General features: G+C 35.6%; 19 protein-coding genes and 1 pseudogene. 15 read left to right on the plus strand and 5 right to left on the minus strand.

What is annotated here, in order from left to right:
* The first annotated feature begins 1 nt into the window (after window position 1).
* The 6 genes from FY048_RS03305 to FY048_RS03330 all read left to right on the plus strand — a co-directional run bounded on the left by FY048_RS03305 (window position 2) and on the right by FY048_RS03330 (window position 6490).
* A complete protein-coding gene (locus FY048_RS03305) occupies window positions 2–2461 on the plus strand; it encodes a fimbria/pilus outer membrane usher protein (RefSeq protein WP_446090110.1) in 2460 nt (819 codons plus the stop codon).
* Window positions 2452–3474: a Csu type fimbrial protein gene (locus tag FY048_RS03310; protein WP_446090111.1), complete on the plus strand. Its 1023-nt coding sequence runs from the start codon at window positions 2452–2454 to the stop codon at window positions 3472–3474. Before FY048_RS03305 ends, FY048_RS03310 begins: the two co-directional genes overlap by 10 nt.
* Window positions 3475–3703: 229 nt before the next feature.
* On the plus strand, window positions 3704–4390 hold the full coding sequence (locus tag FY048_RS03315; protein ID WP_107880910.1) for a glutathione S-transferase: 687 nt from the start codon (window positions 3704–3706) through the stop codon (window positions 4388–4390).
* A 7-nt stretch (window positions 4391–4397) separates the two neighbouring features.
* A complete protein-coding gene (locus tag FY048_RS03320; RefSeq protein ID WP_446090112.1) occupies window positions 4398–5159 on the plus strand; it encodes an SDR family NAD(P)-dependent oxidoreductase in 762 nt (253 codons plus the stop codon).
* Window positions 5160–5170: 11 nt separating this feature from the next.
* Entirely contained in the window at window positions 5171–5854 is a 684-nt protein-coding gene (locus FY048_RS03325; protein WP_446090113.1) for an SDR family NAD(P)-dependent oxidoreductase, read from the plus strand.
* 78 nt (window positions 5855–5932) lie between these two features.
* Window positions 5933–6490, plus strand: coding sequence for a chorismate mutase (locus FY048_RS03330; RefSeq protein ID WP_446090114.1), 558 nt, complete (start codon window positions 5933–5935; stop codon window positions 6488–6490).
* A 156-nt stretch (window positions 6491–6646) separates the two neighbouring features.
* On the opposite strand, the gene FY048_RS03335 is transcribed toward FY048_RS03330, so the two are convergent.
* Window positions 6647–7264: a LysE family translocator gene (locus tag FY048_RS03335; RefSeq protein ID WP_016137774.1), complete on the minus strand. Its 618-nt coding sequence runs from the start codon at window positions 7262–7264 to the stop codon at window positions 6647–6649.
* A 73-nt stretch (window positions 7265–7337) separates the two neighbouring features.
* A complete protein-coding gene (locus FY048_RS03340; RefSeq protein ID WP_446090115.1) occupies window positions 7338–8168 on the minus strand; it encodes a sugar phosphate isomerase/epimerase family protein in 831 nt (276 codons plus the stop codon).
* Window positions 8169–8631: 463 nt separating this feature from the next.
* Between FY048_RS03340 and FY048_RS03345 the strand changes: the two genes are divergently transcribed.
* Entirely contained in the window at window positions 8632–8910 is a 279-nt protein-coding gene (locus tag FY048_RS03345; protein WP_446090116.1) for a hypothetical protein, read from the plus strand.
* Between the two features lie 627 nt (window positions 8911–9537).
* Complete coding sequence (locus FY048_RS03350; protein ID WP_446090117.1) at window positions 9538–10092, plus strand: TetR/AcrR family transcriptional regulator; 555 nt, start codon at window positions 9538–9540, stop codon at window positions 10090–10092.
* 53 nt (window positions 10093–10145) lie between these two features.
* Here FY048_RS03350 and FY048_RS03355 read toward each other — a convergent pair whose 3' ends face one another.
* Complete coding sequence (locus tag FY048_RS03355) at window positions 10146–10667, minus strand: hypothetical protein (protein WP_446090118.1); 522 nt, start codon at window positions 10665–10667, stop codon at window positions 10146–10148.
* Between the two features lie 114 nt (window positions 10668–10781).
* A complete protein-coding gene (locus tag FY048_RS03360; protein ID WP_446090119.1) occupies window positions 10782–11504 on the minus strand; it encodes a type 1 glutamine amidotransferase in 723 nt (240 codons plus the stop codon).
* A 267-nt stretch (window positions 11505–11771) separates the two neighbouring features.
* Between FY048_RS03360 and FY048_RS03365 the strand changes: the two genes are divergently transcribed.
* From FY048_RS03365 to FY048_RS03390, 6 genes and pseudogenes are all read left to right on the plus strand, one after another.
* A complete protein-coding gene (locus FY048_RS03365) occupies window positions 11772–11996 on the plus strand; it encodes a hypothetical protein (RefSeq protein ID WP_446090120.1) in 225 nt (74 codons plus the stop codon).
* Between the two features lie 149 nt (window positions 11997–12145).
* Window positions 12146–12520 carry a TonB C-terminal domain-containing protein gene (locus FY048_RS03370; protein WP_446090121.1) on the plus strand — a complete coding sequence of 125 codons (375 nt, stop codon included), beginning with the start codon at window positions 12146–12148 and terminating at the stop codon, window positions 12518–12520.
* Window positions 12521–12810: 290 nt separating this feature from the next.
* Window positions 12811–13080: a hypothetical protein gene (locus FY048_RS03375; protein WP_446090122.1), complete on the plus strand. Its 270-nt coding sequence runs from the start codon at window positions 12811–12813 to the stop codon at window positions 13078–13080.
* Window positions 13081–13187: 107 nt separating this feature from the next.
* Window positions 13188–13388, plus strand: coding sequence for a hypothetical protein (locus FY048_RS03380; RefSeq protein WP_004791647.1), 201 nt, complete (start codon window positions 13188–13190; stop codon window positions 13386–13388).
* Window positions 13389–13573: 185 nt separating this feature from the next.
* Window positions 13574–14096: pseudogene (locus FY048_RS03385) on the plus strand (hotdog fold domain-containing protein).
* Window positions 14097–14111: 15 nt separating this feature from the next.
* A complete protein-coding gene (locus tag FY048_RS03390) occupies window positions 14112–14678 on the plus strand; it encodes a lysozyme (protein WP_446090123.1) in 567 nt (188 codons plus the stop codon).
* Window positions 14679–14768: 90 nt separating this feature from the next.
* Here FY048_RS03390 and FY048_RS03395 read toward each other — a convergent pair whose 3' ends face one another.
* On the minus strand, window positions 14769–15185 hold the full coding sequence (locus tag FY048_RS03395; protein WP_446090124.1) for a carboxymuconolactone decarboxylase family protein: 417 nt from the start codon (window positions 15183–15185) through the stop codon (window positions 14769–14771).
* 110 nt (window positions 15186–15295) lie between these two features.
* Between FY048_RS03395 and FY048_RS03400 the strand changes: the two genes are divergently transcribed.
* A complete protein-coding gene (locus tag FY048_RS03400) occupies window positions 15296–15610 on the plus strand; it encodes a winged helix-turn-helix transcriptional regulator (protein WP_446090125.1) in 315 nt (104 codons plus the stop codon).
* The last annotated feature ends 277 nt before the right edge of the window (window positions 15611–15887 follow it).

The raw sequence follows: 15887 nt of genomic DNA on the forward strand, positions 1-15887 counted from the left end.
TATGAAATACATTATAGGTGTCTTATGTGTGGCATATTTTCCAGCATATTCTTTTGCTGAGCAATTCGTAGATCATACGAATACTCCAATTCCCAGCGTTCCTAAATCTTTAGATAGCAATAATAAATATACAAAAGTGAATACAACTGGAAATGAGCAATATCTTAATTTTACTCAGCTTTTTTTAGTTGTTTCTATTAATTCCAATGCTGCTGAAGACTTGGTTGCTGTGAGGCAATCTAAAGATGGAAAATTATATATTCGCTCTAGTGCCTTAAAAACTTTAAGGGTAAAAATGGATGAGCAGATTCCTGATAACCAATGGGTATGTATTAACGAGTTAAAAGGAATTCAGTTTAAATATTTAGAGAATGAGCAGGCTCTAAACTTACATGTTCCTTCGAACATGTTGAGCGACTATTCAGTTGACTTAAATGGTCAACAGCTTACGAGTCCTCATTTACTGAAAATGAAGCCCTTAAATGCGACTATTCTGAACTACAGCTTGTATAACACCATAACCAATGACGAAAATGTTTTCTCAGGTTCGGCAGAAGGGATCTTTAACAGCGCAATCGGTAACTTTTCTTCAGGTGTTTTATATAACGGAAGTAATGAAACTAGTTATAGCCATGAAAAATGGGTGCGCTTAGAGAGTAAGTGGCAGTACGTAGACCCTGAAAAAGTTCGGATATATACCTTAGGGGATTTTATTTCCAATAGTTCTGACTGGGGGAATAGTGTACGTCTGGCAGGTTTCCAGTGGTCGAGTGCTTACACCCAGCGAGGTGATATAGTTACCTCTGCACTGCCGCAATTTTCAGGCTCGGCTGCATTGCCTTCAACATTAGATTTATACGTTAACCAGCAAAAGATTTATTCAGGACTCGTGCCATCAGGCCCGTTTGACATTAAGCAGCTCCCGTTTATTTCAGGCAATGAAGTTACCCTTGTAACCACCGATGCAACAGGTCAGCAGAGTGTGACCAAACAGGCTTACTATTTTTCATCTAAAATTTTAGCAAAAGGCATTAATGAATTCTCAGTAGATGTCGGGGTTCCACGCTATAACTATGGGCTGTATTCAAATGATTATGATGATGCCACCTTTGCTTCGAGTGCGATTCGATATGGATACAGTAACTCACTGACCTTAAGTGGTGGTGCAGAAGCTTCAACAGATGGCTTATCAAATCTGGGCGGTGGTTTTGCCAAGAATCTGTTTGGTTTTGGGGTGATTAATGCTGATATCGCAGCGAGCCAGTATAAAGATGAAAGCGGTTATTCTGCCTTGGTTGGTTTAGAGGGACGTATTAGCAAGAATATTTCGTTTAATACCAGTTACCGCAAAGTATTTGATAACTACTTTGACCTTGCCCGCGTGTCTCAAATTCGATATTTAAAAGATAACCAGATAACTTCTGAGCCGCAGAACTACCTGAGCTACAGTGCATTGGCAGATGAGATTTTTAGGGCAGGGATGAGCTATAACTTCTACGAAGGGTATAGTGCCTATCTGGGCTATAACCAGATCAAATTTAGTGATAACTCTTATAAATTGGTGTCTGCCAATTTAAGCGGAAGTTTGAACAAGAACTGGGGCTTTTATGCATCAGCGTATAAAGATTATGAAAACCATAAGGACTATGGCATTTACTTTGCGCTGCGCTATACACCATCTACCCGCGTCAATGCGATTACGAGCGTATCTAGTGATGGCGGCAGGCTGAGTTACCGACAAGAAATATTCGGCCTATCAGAACCACAAATCGGTTCATTTGGATGGGGCGGCTATGTTGAACACGATCAGGATGTGAATCAAAACAATGCATCGGTCTATGCTTCTTACCGTGCTCGCGCAGCTTACCTGACGGGTCGATACAACCGAATTGGGGATAACGACCAAGTTGCACTTTCAGCGACAGGATCATTGGTTGCGGCAGCAGGACGAGTCTTTGCGGCCAATGAAATTGGAGACGGCTACGCAGTTGTGACCAATGCTGGGCCACAAAGTCAGATTATAAATGGCGGAATCAATTTAGGTGTAACTGATAAGTCTGGAAGATTCCTCATTCCTAGTCTAATGCCATACAAGGAAAACCATATTTATTTAGATCCATCTTATCTTCCTTTGAATTGGAGCGTGAAATCTACAGATCAAAAAACAGTTGTAGGTTATCGCCAAGGTGGTCTTATTGACTTTGGTGCTCATCAGGTCGTTTCAGGATTAGTTAAACTTGTTGACCAAAACAACTCACCTTTATTACCGGGTTATACGGTTCGCATTAATGGGCAGCAAGATGGTGTGGTTGGCTACGATGGTGAAGTATTTATTCCAAACCTATTAAAACAAAACAAGCTTGAAGTCGATCTTCTGGATCATGGTTCATGCCAAGTTGACTTCACATATAACAGTAATCAGTACTCAACTAAAAAATTGGGACCTTATGTATGTCATTAAATATTATGAATAAGGCTCAAATAGAGAGCTATAAGAAATTTTCCTTGTCTTTAAAATACTTTATAGGCATTTGCTTATTTTATCTTGTTTATGCATTTTTTAGTCCAGCACATGCTGCTTGTACGGTAGCTGGAACCACAAATCATACGTTTACCTACACGGCAGCAAATATTAATAGTGATGCAACTGTAAACCTTTCAGGCACAATTACTTGCACGAATGGAGGACTAATACCTCAGATCTCTCCGTTTATGTGTATGAAGACTGTATTTACGGGAACCACAAATGCAATTAACAGTGTTTCATTACCTTATACAGTCACGGCAACTTTAGGTGGTGCAGGTTCTTCTACCACCAACCAAACTTCGAATGTTTGGTATGGTCCAGTGGTAACACTCGCTTCAAATAATATTCTTAATTACTCAGTAAATGTGAAAGTACCAGCCCGAACGGGGTCGCTCATTGCATACCCTAAAGGAACCTATACAGCTACGGTTCAACTATTTTGGGATATGGATCTTCTAGCGGTGTTATGTTTAGGCGATTTACTCAGCTGGGACTCTGGAAATGTAACTTTAACAGCAAACTTTGTGGTACCAAGTATGTGCCAATTAAACTCAACCTCAACTGTAGATTTCGGCAATATTAATGATATTAGTACGACTAAGCATGATTACACAGCGCAAGGAGCTGTAAATTCGACCTGTAATTTTGGAACACCATATAGCATTTATTTAGGCGATGGAAACAACCGTATTGCTGGTGGATTTAGGCGTATGACCAATGGCAATAATGAATTTATTCCCTATCAGTTATATAAAGATTCTAACTATAGTACGGTGTGGGATGCTACAGGAGGCGTAACCAATGTTGGAGGGGCAGGAGGAGTCTCAAAAACTGGTACAGGTAGCGCTCAAACTACTCCAGTGTATGGAAAAATTCCGCAAAGTACTTCCATTGCAAGTACACCAGGTAATTATTCTGATAGTGTTGTTGTTACAGTGACTTATTAATTTATCAAATATACGCGGTTCTATTTTAGTAAAAATGGTTCCGCGTAATTTTAATTATACTCATTAAAATTGGCTGAGCATAAAACGATATAAATCAAATAATTTTAGTTTTTTGAAACTTATCCGTCATCAAAAACAGTTTGACTTAAAAAGACATACTGTATATTTATTGATTAGTTCCAAAAAAGAACTAGAAAGCAAAACAGGCAATTAAAATAAAGGTAAATCAATGTCGGATATTATTTTGCATCAATGGGAAATTTCCCCATTTTGTCAGAAAGTTTCAAGAATTTTGAAATTCAAAGGAATCTCATTTGACACAGTTAACTATAACGGCATTTTGGGGGCTAAAGTTCCTTTGCTCAGTAAAGTGGGTAAAGTACCTGTAATTGACCATAATGGACAGCGAATACAAGACAGTACCCGCATTGCTCGCTATCTAGAAGAAACTTATCCAGATACACCACGGCTTTATCCAGAAGATCCAAATCAAAAAGCACTTGCAGAGCTGTGGGAAGACTGGGCAGATGAAGCTCTCTATTTTTATGAAGTCTATTTCCGCGTAAATGACCCAGATGCGTTAGACGAGGCAATTCGCATTAGCAGTATTGGGCGGCCAGCGTATGAAAGACCAATGGTAAAAGGATTTATTTTAGCCGAGTTAAAAACACAGCTTTTCTTTCAAGGTTTAGGCCGAATGAAAGCTGAAAATGTTGAAGCAGAGTTTAGAAGGCACCTCGACCGTATCGAACAAGTTTTATCGCAAAGTGAATGGTTGGTTGGAGACTCTCAGACAATTGCCGACATTGCTGTGGTCGCTCAACTTGGTGAAGTGGTTCGCACAAGCAAAAAATTTAGTAAAGAAATTTTGGATCGTCCGTTTATTGCTTTATGGTATAAAAAACAAACAGGGTGAAACGACCATGACATTAGCAACACCAGATAAAAAATTAGATTGTGTAGTTGTCATTGGCGTTGGTGCATTACAAGGTATTGGTGTAGCCGTGTGCCATCGTTTTGCAAAAGAAGGTTTAAAAGTTTATGTCGCTGGGCGCACCTTCCAGAAAATTGAAGCAGTGGCTGCCGAAATTCATTCGAAAGGTGGGGACGCTGTCGCATTTCGCCTAGATGCAGAAGATCTAAAGCAAGTACAAGCTTTGTTTGACACAATCACCAGTCAAAATGAGCGTATTACTGCTGTCATTCATAATGTGGGCGGAAATATTCCCTCAATCTTTTTACGAAGTCCGCTGTCGTTTTTTACTCAAATGTGGCAATCCACTTTTTTATCGGCTTATTTAGTTTCTCAAAGCTGTCTAAAAATCTTTAAAGATCAAAACTACGGTACGCTTATTTTTACAGGTGCGAGTGCTTCTTTGCGCGGAAAACCTTTTTTCGCAGCTTTTACCATGGGTAAATCTGCTTTACGGGCTTATGCACTCAATCTAGCTCAAATCTATAAAGCACAAGGCATACATATTGCTCATGTGATTATTGATGGAATGGTCGATGGCGATAAAGTAAATAAAGCATTATTTGGTCTGGGGCGGTTAGCCCGTCTTACGCGTGGTACAGGTGGTCTCAATATTGATGCAATTGCAGAAAACTATTGGATGCTTTACCAACAAACATCGAAGCTTTGGACACATGAACTCGATTTACGCTCTTACCAAGAAAAATTTTGAGAGAGACTAAAATGCTAAAAAAAATATGTCAGAGATTTCAAAAAAAGCAGGGCTGTGTGGTCGTTGCTGGTCATGATTTACACTTAATCGAGCGTGATTTTGTAGTTCTAGATAAAAACGCACAATTTCCATTACACCTTTATCAAGTTGTACATGATTCAGCTGTGCAAAAAATCCAAGTTCACTCAATCAACGATGGCGTGACAGCAGTTCATTTGAACTTAGTAAATGCAGATCATTTAAAAAGCTTAGTGCGTTATATTTCCAGTCAAAGACACACAATTGAACTCTGTGTGTTTCAGCCGAACTTTTCATCTTCGCCGAATATTGAGGCTTTATCTTTAGAAGAGATTGAACACAATTGGCAGACCACAGGTTTAAGTGCAGTAAGTGTAGCGCAAGCTGTGATTAAGCCGATGTTAAAGCAGCAGCGGGGCACTGTTATTTTTCTTGGCGCACCATTTAACAACTCGACCCATTACGATGTGTTAAGCCAAAGCATGTTTGCGGGTATTCGTGCTTTAGCGCAGTCATTAGCAAGAGAGTTTCATCCTAAAGGCATCCATATTAGCTATTGCATGGTTGAAAAATGGGATGGACAGAACCAACACTTTATTTCATCTGTTAAGCAAGTGTGCCAACACATCTATCAGCAGTCTGATTCGGCATGGAGTCAAGAACTCAGCCTATCTTGAAATTTTACTTTCGCATGTTGTTAAAATACAGTACTGATCTGGAATGACGACAGAACAATAATTTCGATAGGTATTTACATGGCAAAAATTAAGAGTGCTCAGCAAGCTGTTAAAGTGGTTTGTACGTTGGCAGCTTTCACGTGTGTTTCTTCATTAGTGCAAGCATATCAATATGATCAAACTGCTCGTTTAATTAACGAGCGTTTATCTTATATGAAAGATGTCGCGGGTTATAAAGCAGAACAGCATTTACCGATTGAAGATTTAACTCAAGAAAAGAAAGTTCTTGATCAATCACTTTCTGAAGCCGATTCTTTTGGCCTAAATCGTGAAACAGTTAAGCCCTTTATTGTGACTCAAATGAATGTTGCGAAGGCAATTCAGTACCGATATCGCGCAGATTGGTTGTCGAGTCCAGAAACTAATTGGAAACCGCAAGATTTAGCAGAAGTACGTTTAAAAATTAGTACGCTAAATACTGAGCTTTTAAAAAATATTGCCTATGAACTCAAGAAAAATAATAACAAAGCACCACATAGCTGTAGCTACATGTGGTCTGTACAGCATACTCAAATTAAAGAGGCTGACAAAAAGGCTTTATGTATGACACTAAATAAAATTAAGTTAAAACAATAGGTTTCATAAAGCAGGGCATATAAATTGCTGATTCAATCCAAATTAAATCAGCAATCTCTTCAAGCTTAAATTTGTAGAACAGAAGTCTGATGAGTACGGAAATATTTTAAGGGATAAACGCTTTTAGCTTAAAAGCGTTTACAACTGTTTTTTCATTTATTGAGTAATCAGCAAAACAGCGAGAATAAAAAAAATACAACCACTGATTTTATTTAATCTGGCAAAGTTATTTCCAGACAGCATTTTTTCTTTAAAAATTGAAGAAAAATTAGCGTATACCAAATGAATTAAGAAACCAATCAGGCAAAAAGTTAAAGAAAGAATTAAAAATTGGTTTATTATTTTTTCTTTTATATCAATAAATTGTGGAAATAAGGCAATAAAGAAAACAATCGTTTTTGGGTTGAGAAGTGACGCAAATAATCCTTGATAGAATAATTTAGATTTACTTACCGCTTTTTCACTTGTTTCAGTGTCTAATAAATCTTGAGAAGGTGATGTTTTTACAAAGTTTTTATAACCTAGATACATTAAATAAAATGCACCAACAAATTTCAATACGGTAAAAATAGTAGGATTACTGGTAATGATTAAACCCACTCCACTTGCCGAAATGACTGCAATGACAAACATGCCAATAATTAACCCAATAATTCCAAATAGGGCGGTACGGACGCCGTAATTGATTGAGTTTGTAACTGTAAATAAAACGCCAGGGCCTGGACTAGATAGCGTAAGAAAGGCAATTGTTATGAAAACTAGTAAACCACTCACTTCATATATCCTTTTAAAAATGAATTATTTAAATTAAAAAAGCCTTCTGATGTTCCTCAGAAGGCTTTTAGTTTTATGCGCTTGCCAATTCTTTAACTGAATCTAAAGTAGTTTTATCTCTTACCTCAAAGGCAACAAGACCTTTCCAATTATGGCGGTTAATTGTTTCGATAAAGTCAGAATAATTTACAGTGCCGCGACCAATACTAAAGTGTTGATCTTGTTCACCATTGTTATTACTAAAAGAAATACCTTTAATTTTGTCATGGTATTTATCTACCACAGCAATTGGGTCACCTTCGCCCACATTTGCATGTCCTGCATCTAAGAAGAAATAGACATTTTTGTTGTCAATTTTATTAAAAACATAATCATATTCTTCCATGTGGGTAAACACATAATGGAAAGGACGGTAGTTTTTATAATTCGATAAATTTTCTAAATAAATATCAACTGATTTTTCAGCAGCATATTCAGCTAATTCTTTAACAGATAAAATATAGTTATCGAGAGCTTTTTGTTTAGCCAATACAATTTTCTTTGGTTCTACAATACCACCACCATGAATAACTAAAGGTGCCCCAATTTTTGCGGCAATATCAATTTCTTTTTTAACATATACAACCGCTGCTTCTCGTAAATAATCAACATCGCTACCTAATGGTGCTTTGAAGTTACCATGGAAAATAGGTTGTACATTATATTTTTTGATTAAGCAGTTTAGATTTTCGATTCGTTCAACAGACCAGTCTGGAACCATTTCCCCATGTAAACTTCCATCCACATACCAGTGGGTGCATCCATCGTTATATGCCCTAAGGATACCTTCTTCGGCTGGTAAATATTGCTGATGGGCAATTCCAGAAGCAAAGTTTAGGTAATTATTCATTAAAGGCGAAGTCATTGTTATGTTCCTGATTTATTAAAGGTATTTTGGGTTAATTATTTATTCACTCGTTACCCAGCCGACATCTTATTTTTATTTAGGCACAAAAACATTAGACTAAAGTCTAATATATTTAAGTAGGTTATATGTTTATACAGACAGATCTGTATATGCATAATTTATCAAAATATTGAGGCTGTATTTTTAAAAGATTGTTCGTGTATTCGTTAGATATACTCAATAAATATTAATTTTTAATATATATAGTTACTAATTATAATTTTTAAAAATTTATAGTTTTTATTAGTGTTAGCATTATATTACAATTTTTACCCTGTATATTTAATAGACTAATAAAACTTTTAATAGTTTGTTGGTTCGAATTATAATCATTATATAAATAATAATATTGTTTAATAAATTGAATTATTAAATAGTAGTTTGAATTATAATCGCCGTTTACTATTTTTACGGGGATGAAATGAAAATTATTTTTTTATCAATATTAGTTTTATTACAAATTATCTTTTTAACTCAGGCTGAGGCACGAGGAGGCCGTGGGGGAGGAAAATCTTTTAGTAGTCATAGTTACTTTTCAAAGAGTAAATCATCACATGCAGGAAGTAGCTATAGGGGTTCTAGTAGTGGTTCATCTATTAGTAGTTCTTCTGAATGCCCTTGTAGTGGAAACAAAAATTGTGTGGGGCCGCGTGAAGACAAATATTGCACTACTTCGGATGGCAACAAACGCTATCGCTAATCAGTAAATTTAGATTTAGACGCAATATAACTCAAAAAGCTCTTGTTATTTAAAGAGTTTTTTTATATCCAAAGTTTTGATTCTTTCTTTTTGAACATTGACACTCAAAACCTCTCCGATTATTCTTTGCCTGCTGGCCACATTGCCAGTCGGTTTTAGCAGACCGTTTTCATCTAGCACATCAAAAAAGTAATTTTTTGGTGTCGAACTCGTTCGTCTTCCTTCGTAGCGGTAGGACGGAGGAGGGACGCCTTCGGGCGTGCCGGTTCCTAGATGACTGGTCTGCTAACCCTTCTTCGTTCTGCCACCATAATCATTTAGCAGTGATCTGGTAGAACTTCTATTTCATCTAGGAGTCCGCTATGCGTACTAATTCATCTCTCTCATTGGCAGTTCTTGCCAAAGTCTTTACGTCTATACCTCACTGGTATCTAAAGCGATTTAATCGACTATAGGTTTTAACCTTTAGATCATTACGACTAGAAAATCATATCAACAATAAAGCCTAAGATATGTAAGGCAGGATTTGTGCTGCCTTAGTGTGCCTGTTTTTAGCACTCGATTTAAGAGTGACGGCATTTTTATCTCATTTATATACAACAAAAAATTATTTTAAACGGTATGTCTATGCCAACTTTAGAAGCATCATTTAGAGCACTTCGAGTGCTGCACGCGGCAAGAAATTTATTTAATCAATATGGCTTTAATAATGTCGGTGTTGACCGAATTGTTAGCGATGCCAAAATACCCAAAGCCACTTTTTATAACTGCTTTTCATCTAAAGAAAAACTTATTGAGATGTGTCTGACTATTCAAAAAGATGCATTAAAAGACGAAGTGTTTTCGATTATCCATTCGTACCGTGAACTTATGGTGTTCGATAAGTTAAAGAAAATCTTCTTTTTACACGCTGACTTAGAAGGGTTTTATCATTTGCAGTTTAAAGCTATTTTTGAAATTGAAAAGCTTTATCCCGCAGCCTACAAGGTCGTCAGTGACTATCGAAGTTGGTTCATTAAAGAAATTTATAAGCTGATTTTAACTGTAAAAGTTACCGCTACACTTGAAGATGCCTACATGTTTTTATTTGTGATTGATGGAGCAATGGTTCAGCTTTTAAGTGCAAATAAGATCGATGAAAGAGATAAGTTATTAGAATATTTTATGTCGATGCTTGCTTAGATTGGCGAAGACTTTAATGCTTAAAGAAAAGCCCTCTGGTGAGGGCTTCTAATTTATCTATAAGAAGGTTGGCTTAAGATTTTGTAGACTTTTTCTTTATATACATCATTTGAAATCACGCCTTTATCTCGCTGTTGTTTTAGCGATCTAAACTGCTGACCATTCATTTCTCTTTGAATGCCAACATTATCATGATTTCGAATGTAGTAAAGACTACGGTCATGATCACTCATATTTACTGTTTCTTCAGTAGAGTAGGTCGGTGTAGTTTCTTTTTCTTGATATTGTTTTGCAATTTCAAAAAAATCTACATTATGAGGATGAGTGGGCGAATTAGAAAAGTCTTTTGGCTGCCCATTAAATTTATGGTCTTGAGAACTCGCGTTTACTGCAAGCATGCTTTTATGCTGATTAAAGTTAGGGTGATTATATTCTTGCTTCATTTGAAATGTGGTTGTTTCAGAAAAAGCTACGGGAGAAAAAAGACTAATATTTAAAGATAAAAAAACTAATAACAATCTATTCATTTCTTTTGAAGTCCAATTGAAATTGAGTAAATCACTGTATTGTAACATTAAAGTTGATTTTTTGTAGGTTAAATTTTGAATGGATTTGAACATCTAGTAAATAATAAGATTCATAGGTGAGTGTAACAGCCTAGTTGAGAAGGCTTTTTACACTCATTTTTTTTAATGTTGTTTTGAGTATTCTTCTTTCAATTTATCCAGAAAAATAAAGAGGTTTTGATTCATTTCTTGGTAGTCGTGATTTCGTAATTCTTCACGACTATTCACGAATTTATAATGGTGAGCCTGATTTAACTCGGCTTCTGAATGTTGAATCAGCAATTCAACAACTTCTGTAGTTAATTCCATGTGACATTGCAATCCATACACTAATTTTGAATATTCAATAATTTGTCTTGGACAACCTGCACTAAAAGCGATGATTTTTGCGTTGGAAGTTAAACCCGGCATATCATTATGCCAATGTCCAACTTCGGTCATTTTTCCTAAGTGTGAAAACTTAGAGTTTGTTATGCCATATTCTGTAAGCATAATTGGAAATTTGCCAATTTCTCTTTCTGGACTATGTTCAAAGTTGGCCCCTAAAGCTTGACCTATCAATTGAGATCCTAAACATACCCCGATAACTACTTTATTTGCTTCAATCAATTTTTCAATGATTGATTGTTCAGCCAATGAATTAAAGTGAGGGCACATCTCTAGTGTCGTATCTGGATCTTGTGGACCACCCATCACAATAAGGAAATCTATATCTTCAGCAGAAGATGGCAAAGCTTCATTTAAATATACTCTTGAATATGTAATTTTGAAGTCATTATTTTGAGCCCATATTTCATATGCACCGGGTGCTTCAAAATCTTCATGAACAATAAAATGTAGGCGCATGTTAGTCCTCAAAATCTAAGCGTTAATTAACAGATCATTCGTTATAAATCGAGGATAGATTAAGTGCTGTAGGCTTTATCTAATACATCCAGTTTTTAAAAGTTATATGGTCCAGATATATGGGTTTTATGTGATTTAAATAGAGTTACTCATTTTATTAATACGGGTCTTATAAGTTTATTATTAAGTATTACTAAATAGTTGCGGTGTGACAATAGCTGTTTAATTTGTTAAGTTGTGTGGCTTTTATAACGGTAGTCAAAATTTATGAAGACATTTCTACTTATATCTTTATTGGGTTTTGGGCTGATTGGCTGTGCTTCATCTCCATATAATTCTCAAGAAAATTATTTAAATAACGCTCCAACTGTTCCAGTCAATAAAGCATTTAATAGTTTTAAAACACCTGAACACGGAATTTTTACCGATCAAGATATTCATAATATGCCAGAGAATTCAAATATGAATTTTCGTTACGAAGTCCCTTTTTAAAGAAGAATAAAGCATTAATTTAAACAAAGGTAGATAAGGATGGCTTACTACCTTTGCTGGCTAGGGATAATCAATGATTAATACCGTCTTCGGGTGGTTTTTTAAAATTTAAACTGTTAAATTTTAGTTATTGAAAAAAGGTACTTTAAATGAAAAATTTCACTATTATTGCTTCTTTATTTTTATTAGTTGGGTGTGCGACTAGCCAAAAACAAGTTCCTCCTGTTCAAGTGACTGATAATAAGATTACTTCAGAGGCTGAAAAATATAAAAAGCAGTATCAAAAGAAAATTTATAAAATATGGGATATTCCAAAGTCTTCTACAGGTATGAGTGCAAGCGTTAAAGTATTTTTAACTGACACTGGGGAAATTGAGCAAATCATCTTCTTAGATAAAGAAGAACAAAAATTTAAAACAAGTATTGAAAAAGCGATCTGGCGTGCAAGTCCATTTGCTTTGCCTTCAAATCCTGAAGTAAGAAAGCAAGCAAGAAAATTCAATATGAAATTTCAGGCTAAATAAGTAAGTTTTTCTTCAGCATGGGGAGCAAATTTAAAACTGTTAATGTATATAAATTTGCTCTCTTACCTTATGAAACAGCGAATATAGTTCGTTTAATAGGTATATAGATTTCTTTCAAAAGTAAAACCAACATATTATTTTAAATTGAAAATAAGACAGTTGATGGATAGGTAAACAAAATATAAAAATTAGTTACATTGCTATCAAAACATAACATAAACAAGACTTTAAATAGGCATTAAATTAATATAAAAAACTGATATGAGTCCTAAAATGTGACAAGAAAAAGTATGAGTGAAGCAAACAAATCCCATAGTGAAAGTAAGGCAACCTCATTTGTCGCGTGGGGTGTGATTCTATTTGGAGTTGTTTTAGGAGTAGCCTTTATTTTGTCATATGGGCAAGTTGAAACAAGAAATGATAATTTAGACATTATTCAAGTCTGGTCTAAAGAAATGGTTACAGTCGGCCTTTTCATTATATTTAATGGGCTACTGTTTGGTTACTTACTTTTAAAAATTAGTAGTATTTTGAACCATTTTGAAAATAACAAAAACTAAAACGTATCCGAAAGTGTCAGTTACACAAATGATGATTGTTTGGTGTTGAATGTAGCCGTTAATTATTTAAGCATGGAATGACACAAGTTAAGTAGAGGATAAATCTCATGATAGATGAAGAAAAACCCTTAAATTTTGACGATGATGAAGAGCCTCTTGATTTTGCTGATGAAGAATTTATCGATGATAAAAAAGAGGATGAGCTGTATAACAGTATTACCAAAGATGGCTCGAGTGTAGATCCAGCCGATGATGGTGAGCGACACATTCGCCCTGAAGATGGCGATCCCATCGAAATTGAAGAATAAATTAAAGCCCAATTCAATATTGGGCATTTTTAATATTTTTGAATTTTTATCTGAGGAGTACGGTACGTTCAAGGTTATTTAATCATTATCATTAATGACTCAAAAAATTGAGAACTAAGCAATGAGTGTAGAGGTGGGTACATATATATTTAATGAATGATTAATTCCCGAATTGAAGTAAAACTATGAGTAATTATATTTCTACATTTACCAACAAAATCAAAAATAAAGCAGTTCCACCAGTCAATGATGTTCTGCTCGCTTTTAAGACTTTGAAAAATGTACCAGGCGGATTAACGCTGTTATCAAAAATTGTTAGCCGAGTGGCTCCATATTTTCAGACTGTAAATCCAATTATCCAGAAATTAGATTTAAACCTGTGCGAAGCCTCAATCAAAAAAAATAAATCAATTGAAAATCATATCGGGACTGTACACGTTATTGCCATATGTAATGGGCTAGAATTTGTGATGGGTGTGTTAGCTGAAGCAGCAGTACCTCAACATTTAAGATGGTTACCTAAAGGCATGAGCGTAAATCATGAGCGTAAATTATGTAGCTAAAGCAGATTCTGATATTAAATTAGTAGCAACAATTGATGACGAGTGGAAAGTTGGAGATATGCAGATAAAAGTTAACGCTTATAGAGCTGATGGACAGCCTGTAGTGAAAGGGTATATTACGCTTTGGGTTACAGAGAAAAAGTAAATAACAGGGCATTAAATGCAAAAAATATTGGATTATCTCCGCAAATTTTTTACTTCCAAGTCTCAGCAAGATGCAGCAAACGATCATATTGCTACAGCAACTGATCATGGCGATGAATTAATAGGTGTCGCTGTTGATGAGATGTCTCTTAGTTTAGACGGTGTAAATCTAATCTGTAATTTTGAAGGATTAAAACTTAGTGCTTATGATGATGGTACTGGGGTATGGACTATTGGATATGGCACGACCCGATATCCTAATGGTCAGCGTGTAAGTGAAGGAGACCGATGTACGCTTGAACAAGCTAAGGCTTATATGCAGCATGATTTAAAGATATTTGAGCGTGCAGTAAATAGTGCTGTAAACGTGCCTTTAAAACAAAGCCAATTCGATGCATTAGTTTCTTTAAGTTATAACATTGGAGCAGGTGCTTTTAAAAATTCGACCTTACTCAAAAATTTAAACTTAGGTGATTATAAAGAGGCTGCCAACCAGTTTGATGTTTGGGTCAATGCTGGCGGTAAGCGTTTGCAAGGGCTTGTGAATCGTCGTGCAATCGAAAAGAAATTATTTCTATCATGAAAATAGTGCTTTCATTTTTTATTAAACTTTATCAAAAATTTATTAAAAGCCCCGAATGGTCAGGGCTTTTTCATATAGAAATTCAATGAATTAACTTTTATCTCCTAAAGTGATTCTGAGCCGGTTTAATGCTCCCATAAGCGAAATGCTAGTCGTTAACTCTACAATCTCTCTTTCACTAAAATATTCGGCTAAATGAGCTTTTACAGTTTCAATTTTTCCAGATAGAAAAGTGACAGCCTCTGCAAGTTCAAGAGCAAGATGTTGCTTCTTTGAAAAGGCATTCGAATGTTTATAGCCCGGAATTTTATCAATCACTTCTTGGCTTAGTCCCATGTCCCTTAATTCCTGAGCATGAAAAGCGCAGCAGTAGGCACAGCCGTTGATTTGTGACACATATAACTCAGCTAAAGCAATGATTTGAGGGTCGATGCCTGAGGTACGAATAGATGCATGTGCTGAGTACAAATGATTAATCGTTTTTTTAGCAACTTCTTTATATTCCATAATATAGGCCAGTCTTTTCGTGATGAAAAACTATTATTTACTACTAAGTATAGATTGTAAATTAGGCACTATTTTGTTATATAGGTATATTTTTTATACCTTATTAAACAATGAAAGATAATATTTCTGGCTGTTCTGTAGAAGAGGCAATGACCGTATTGGGTGGTCGCTGGAGAATGTTAATTATTTCATTTCTCATCGAAAGACCCATGCGCTTTAATGAGCTCAGACGCGCAATACCTAATATTTCTCAAAGAATGTTAACGTTAGAATTACGTTTTCTTGAAGAAGAAGGTTTTATTAACAGAGAAATTTTTGCGGAGGTTCCTGTTAAAGTTGAGTACTCACTAACCGAAGATGGCAAAAAATTAAACAGTTTAGTTGATGTATTAAAAGAAGTGGGCACTTGGCTAAAAGTAAGATAAGGCTGGTTTATTTTATAGTTTGATTTACTTTGTTTTTAGGTCACACCGAGATCGTATGTGATCATTTTAACAAGATCATTTATACAAATTTTAGGCGTAAAAAAGCCTGATGCTACGAATCAGGCTTCAGTATTCATCAACAATAGGAGTTGGCGAACAAGACCAATCTAACAGACCTGCGCTATAAAGGCAAACCAATGGTCGACCGAACAGTTCATATGAGCATAATTTTTCTCAAATTATAGGCATTAAAAAAGCCCTTGCTCGAAAGCGAAGG

Source organism: Acinetobacter sp. 1124_18A, assembly GCF_052824995.1.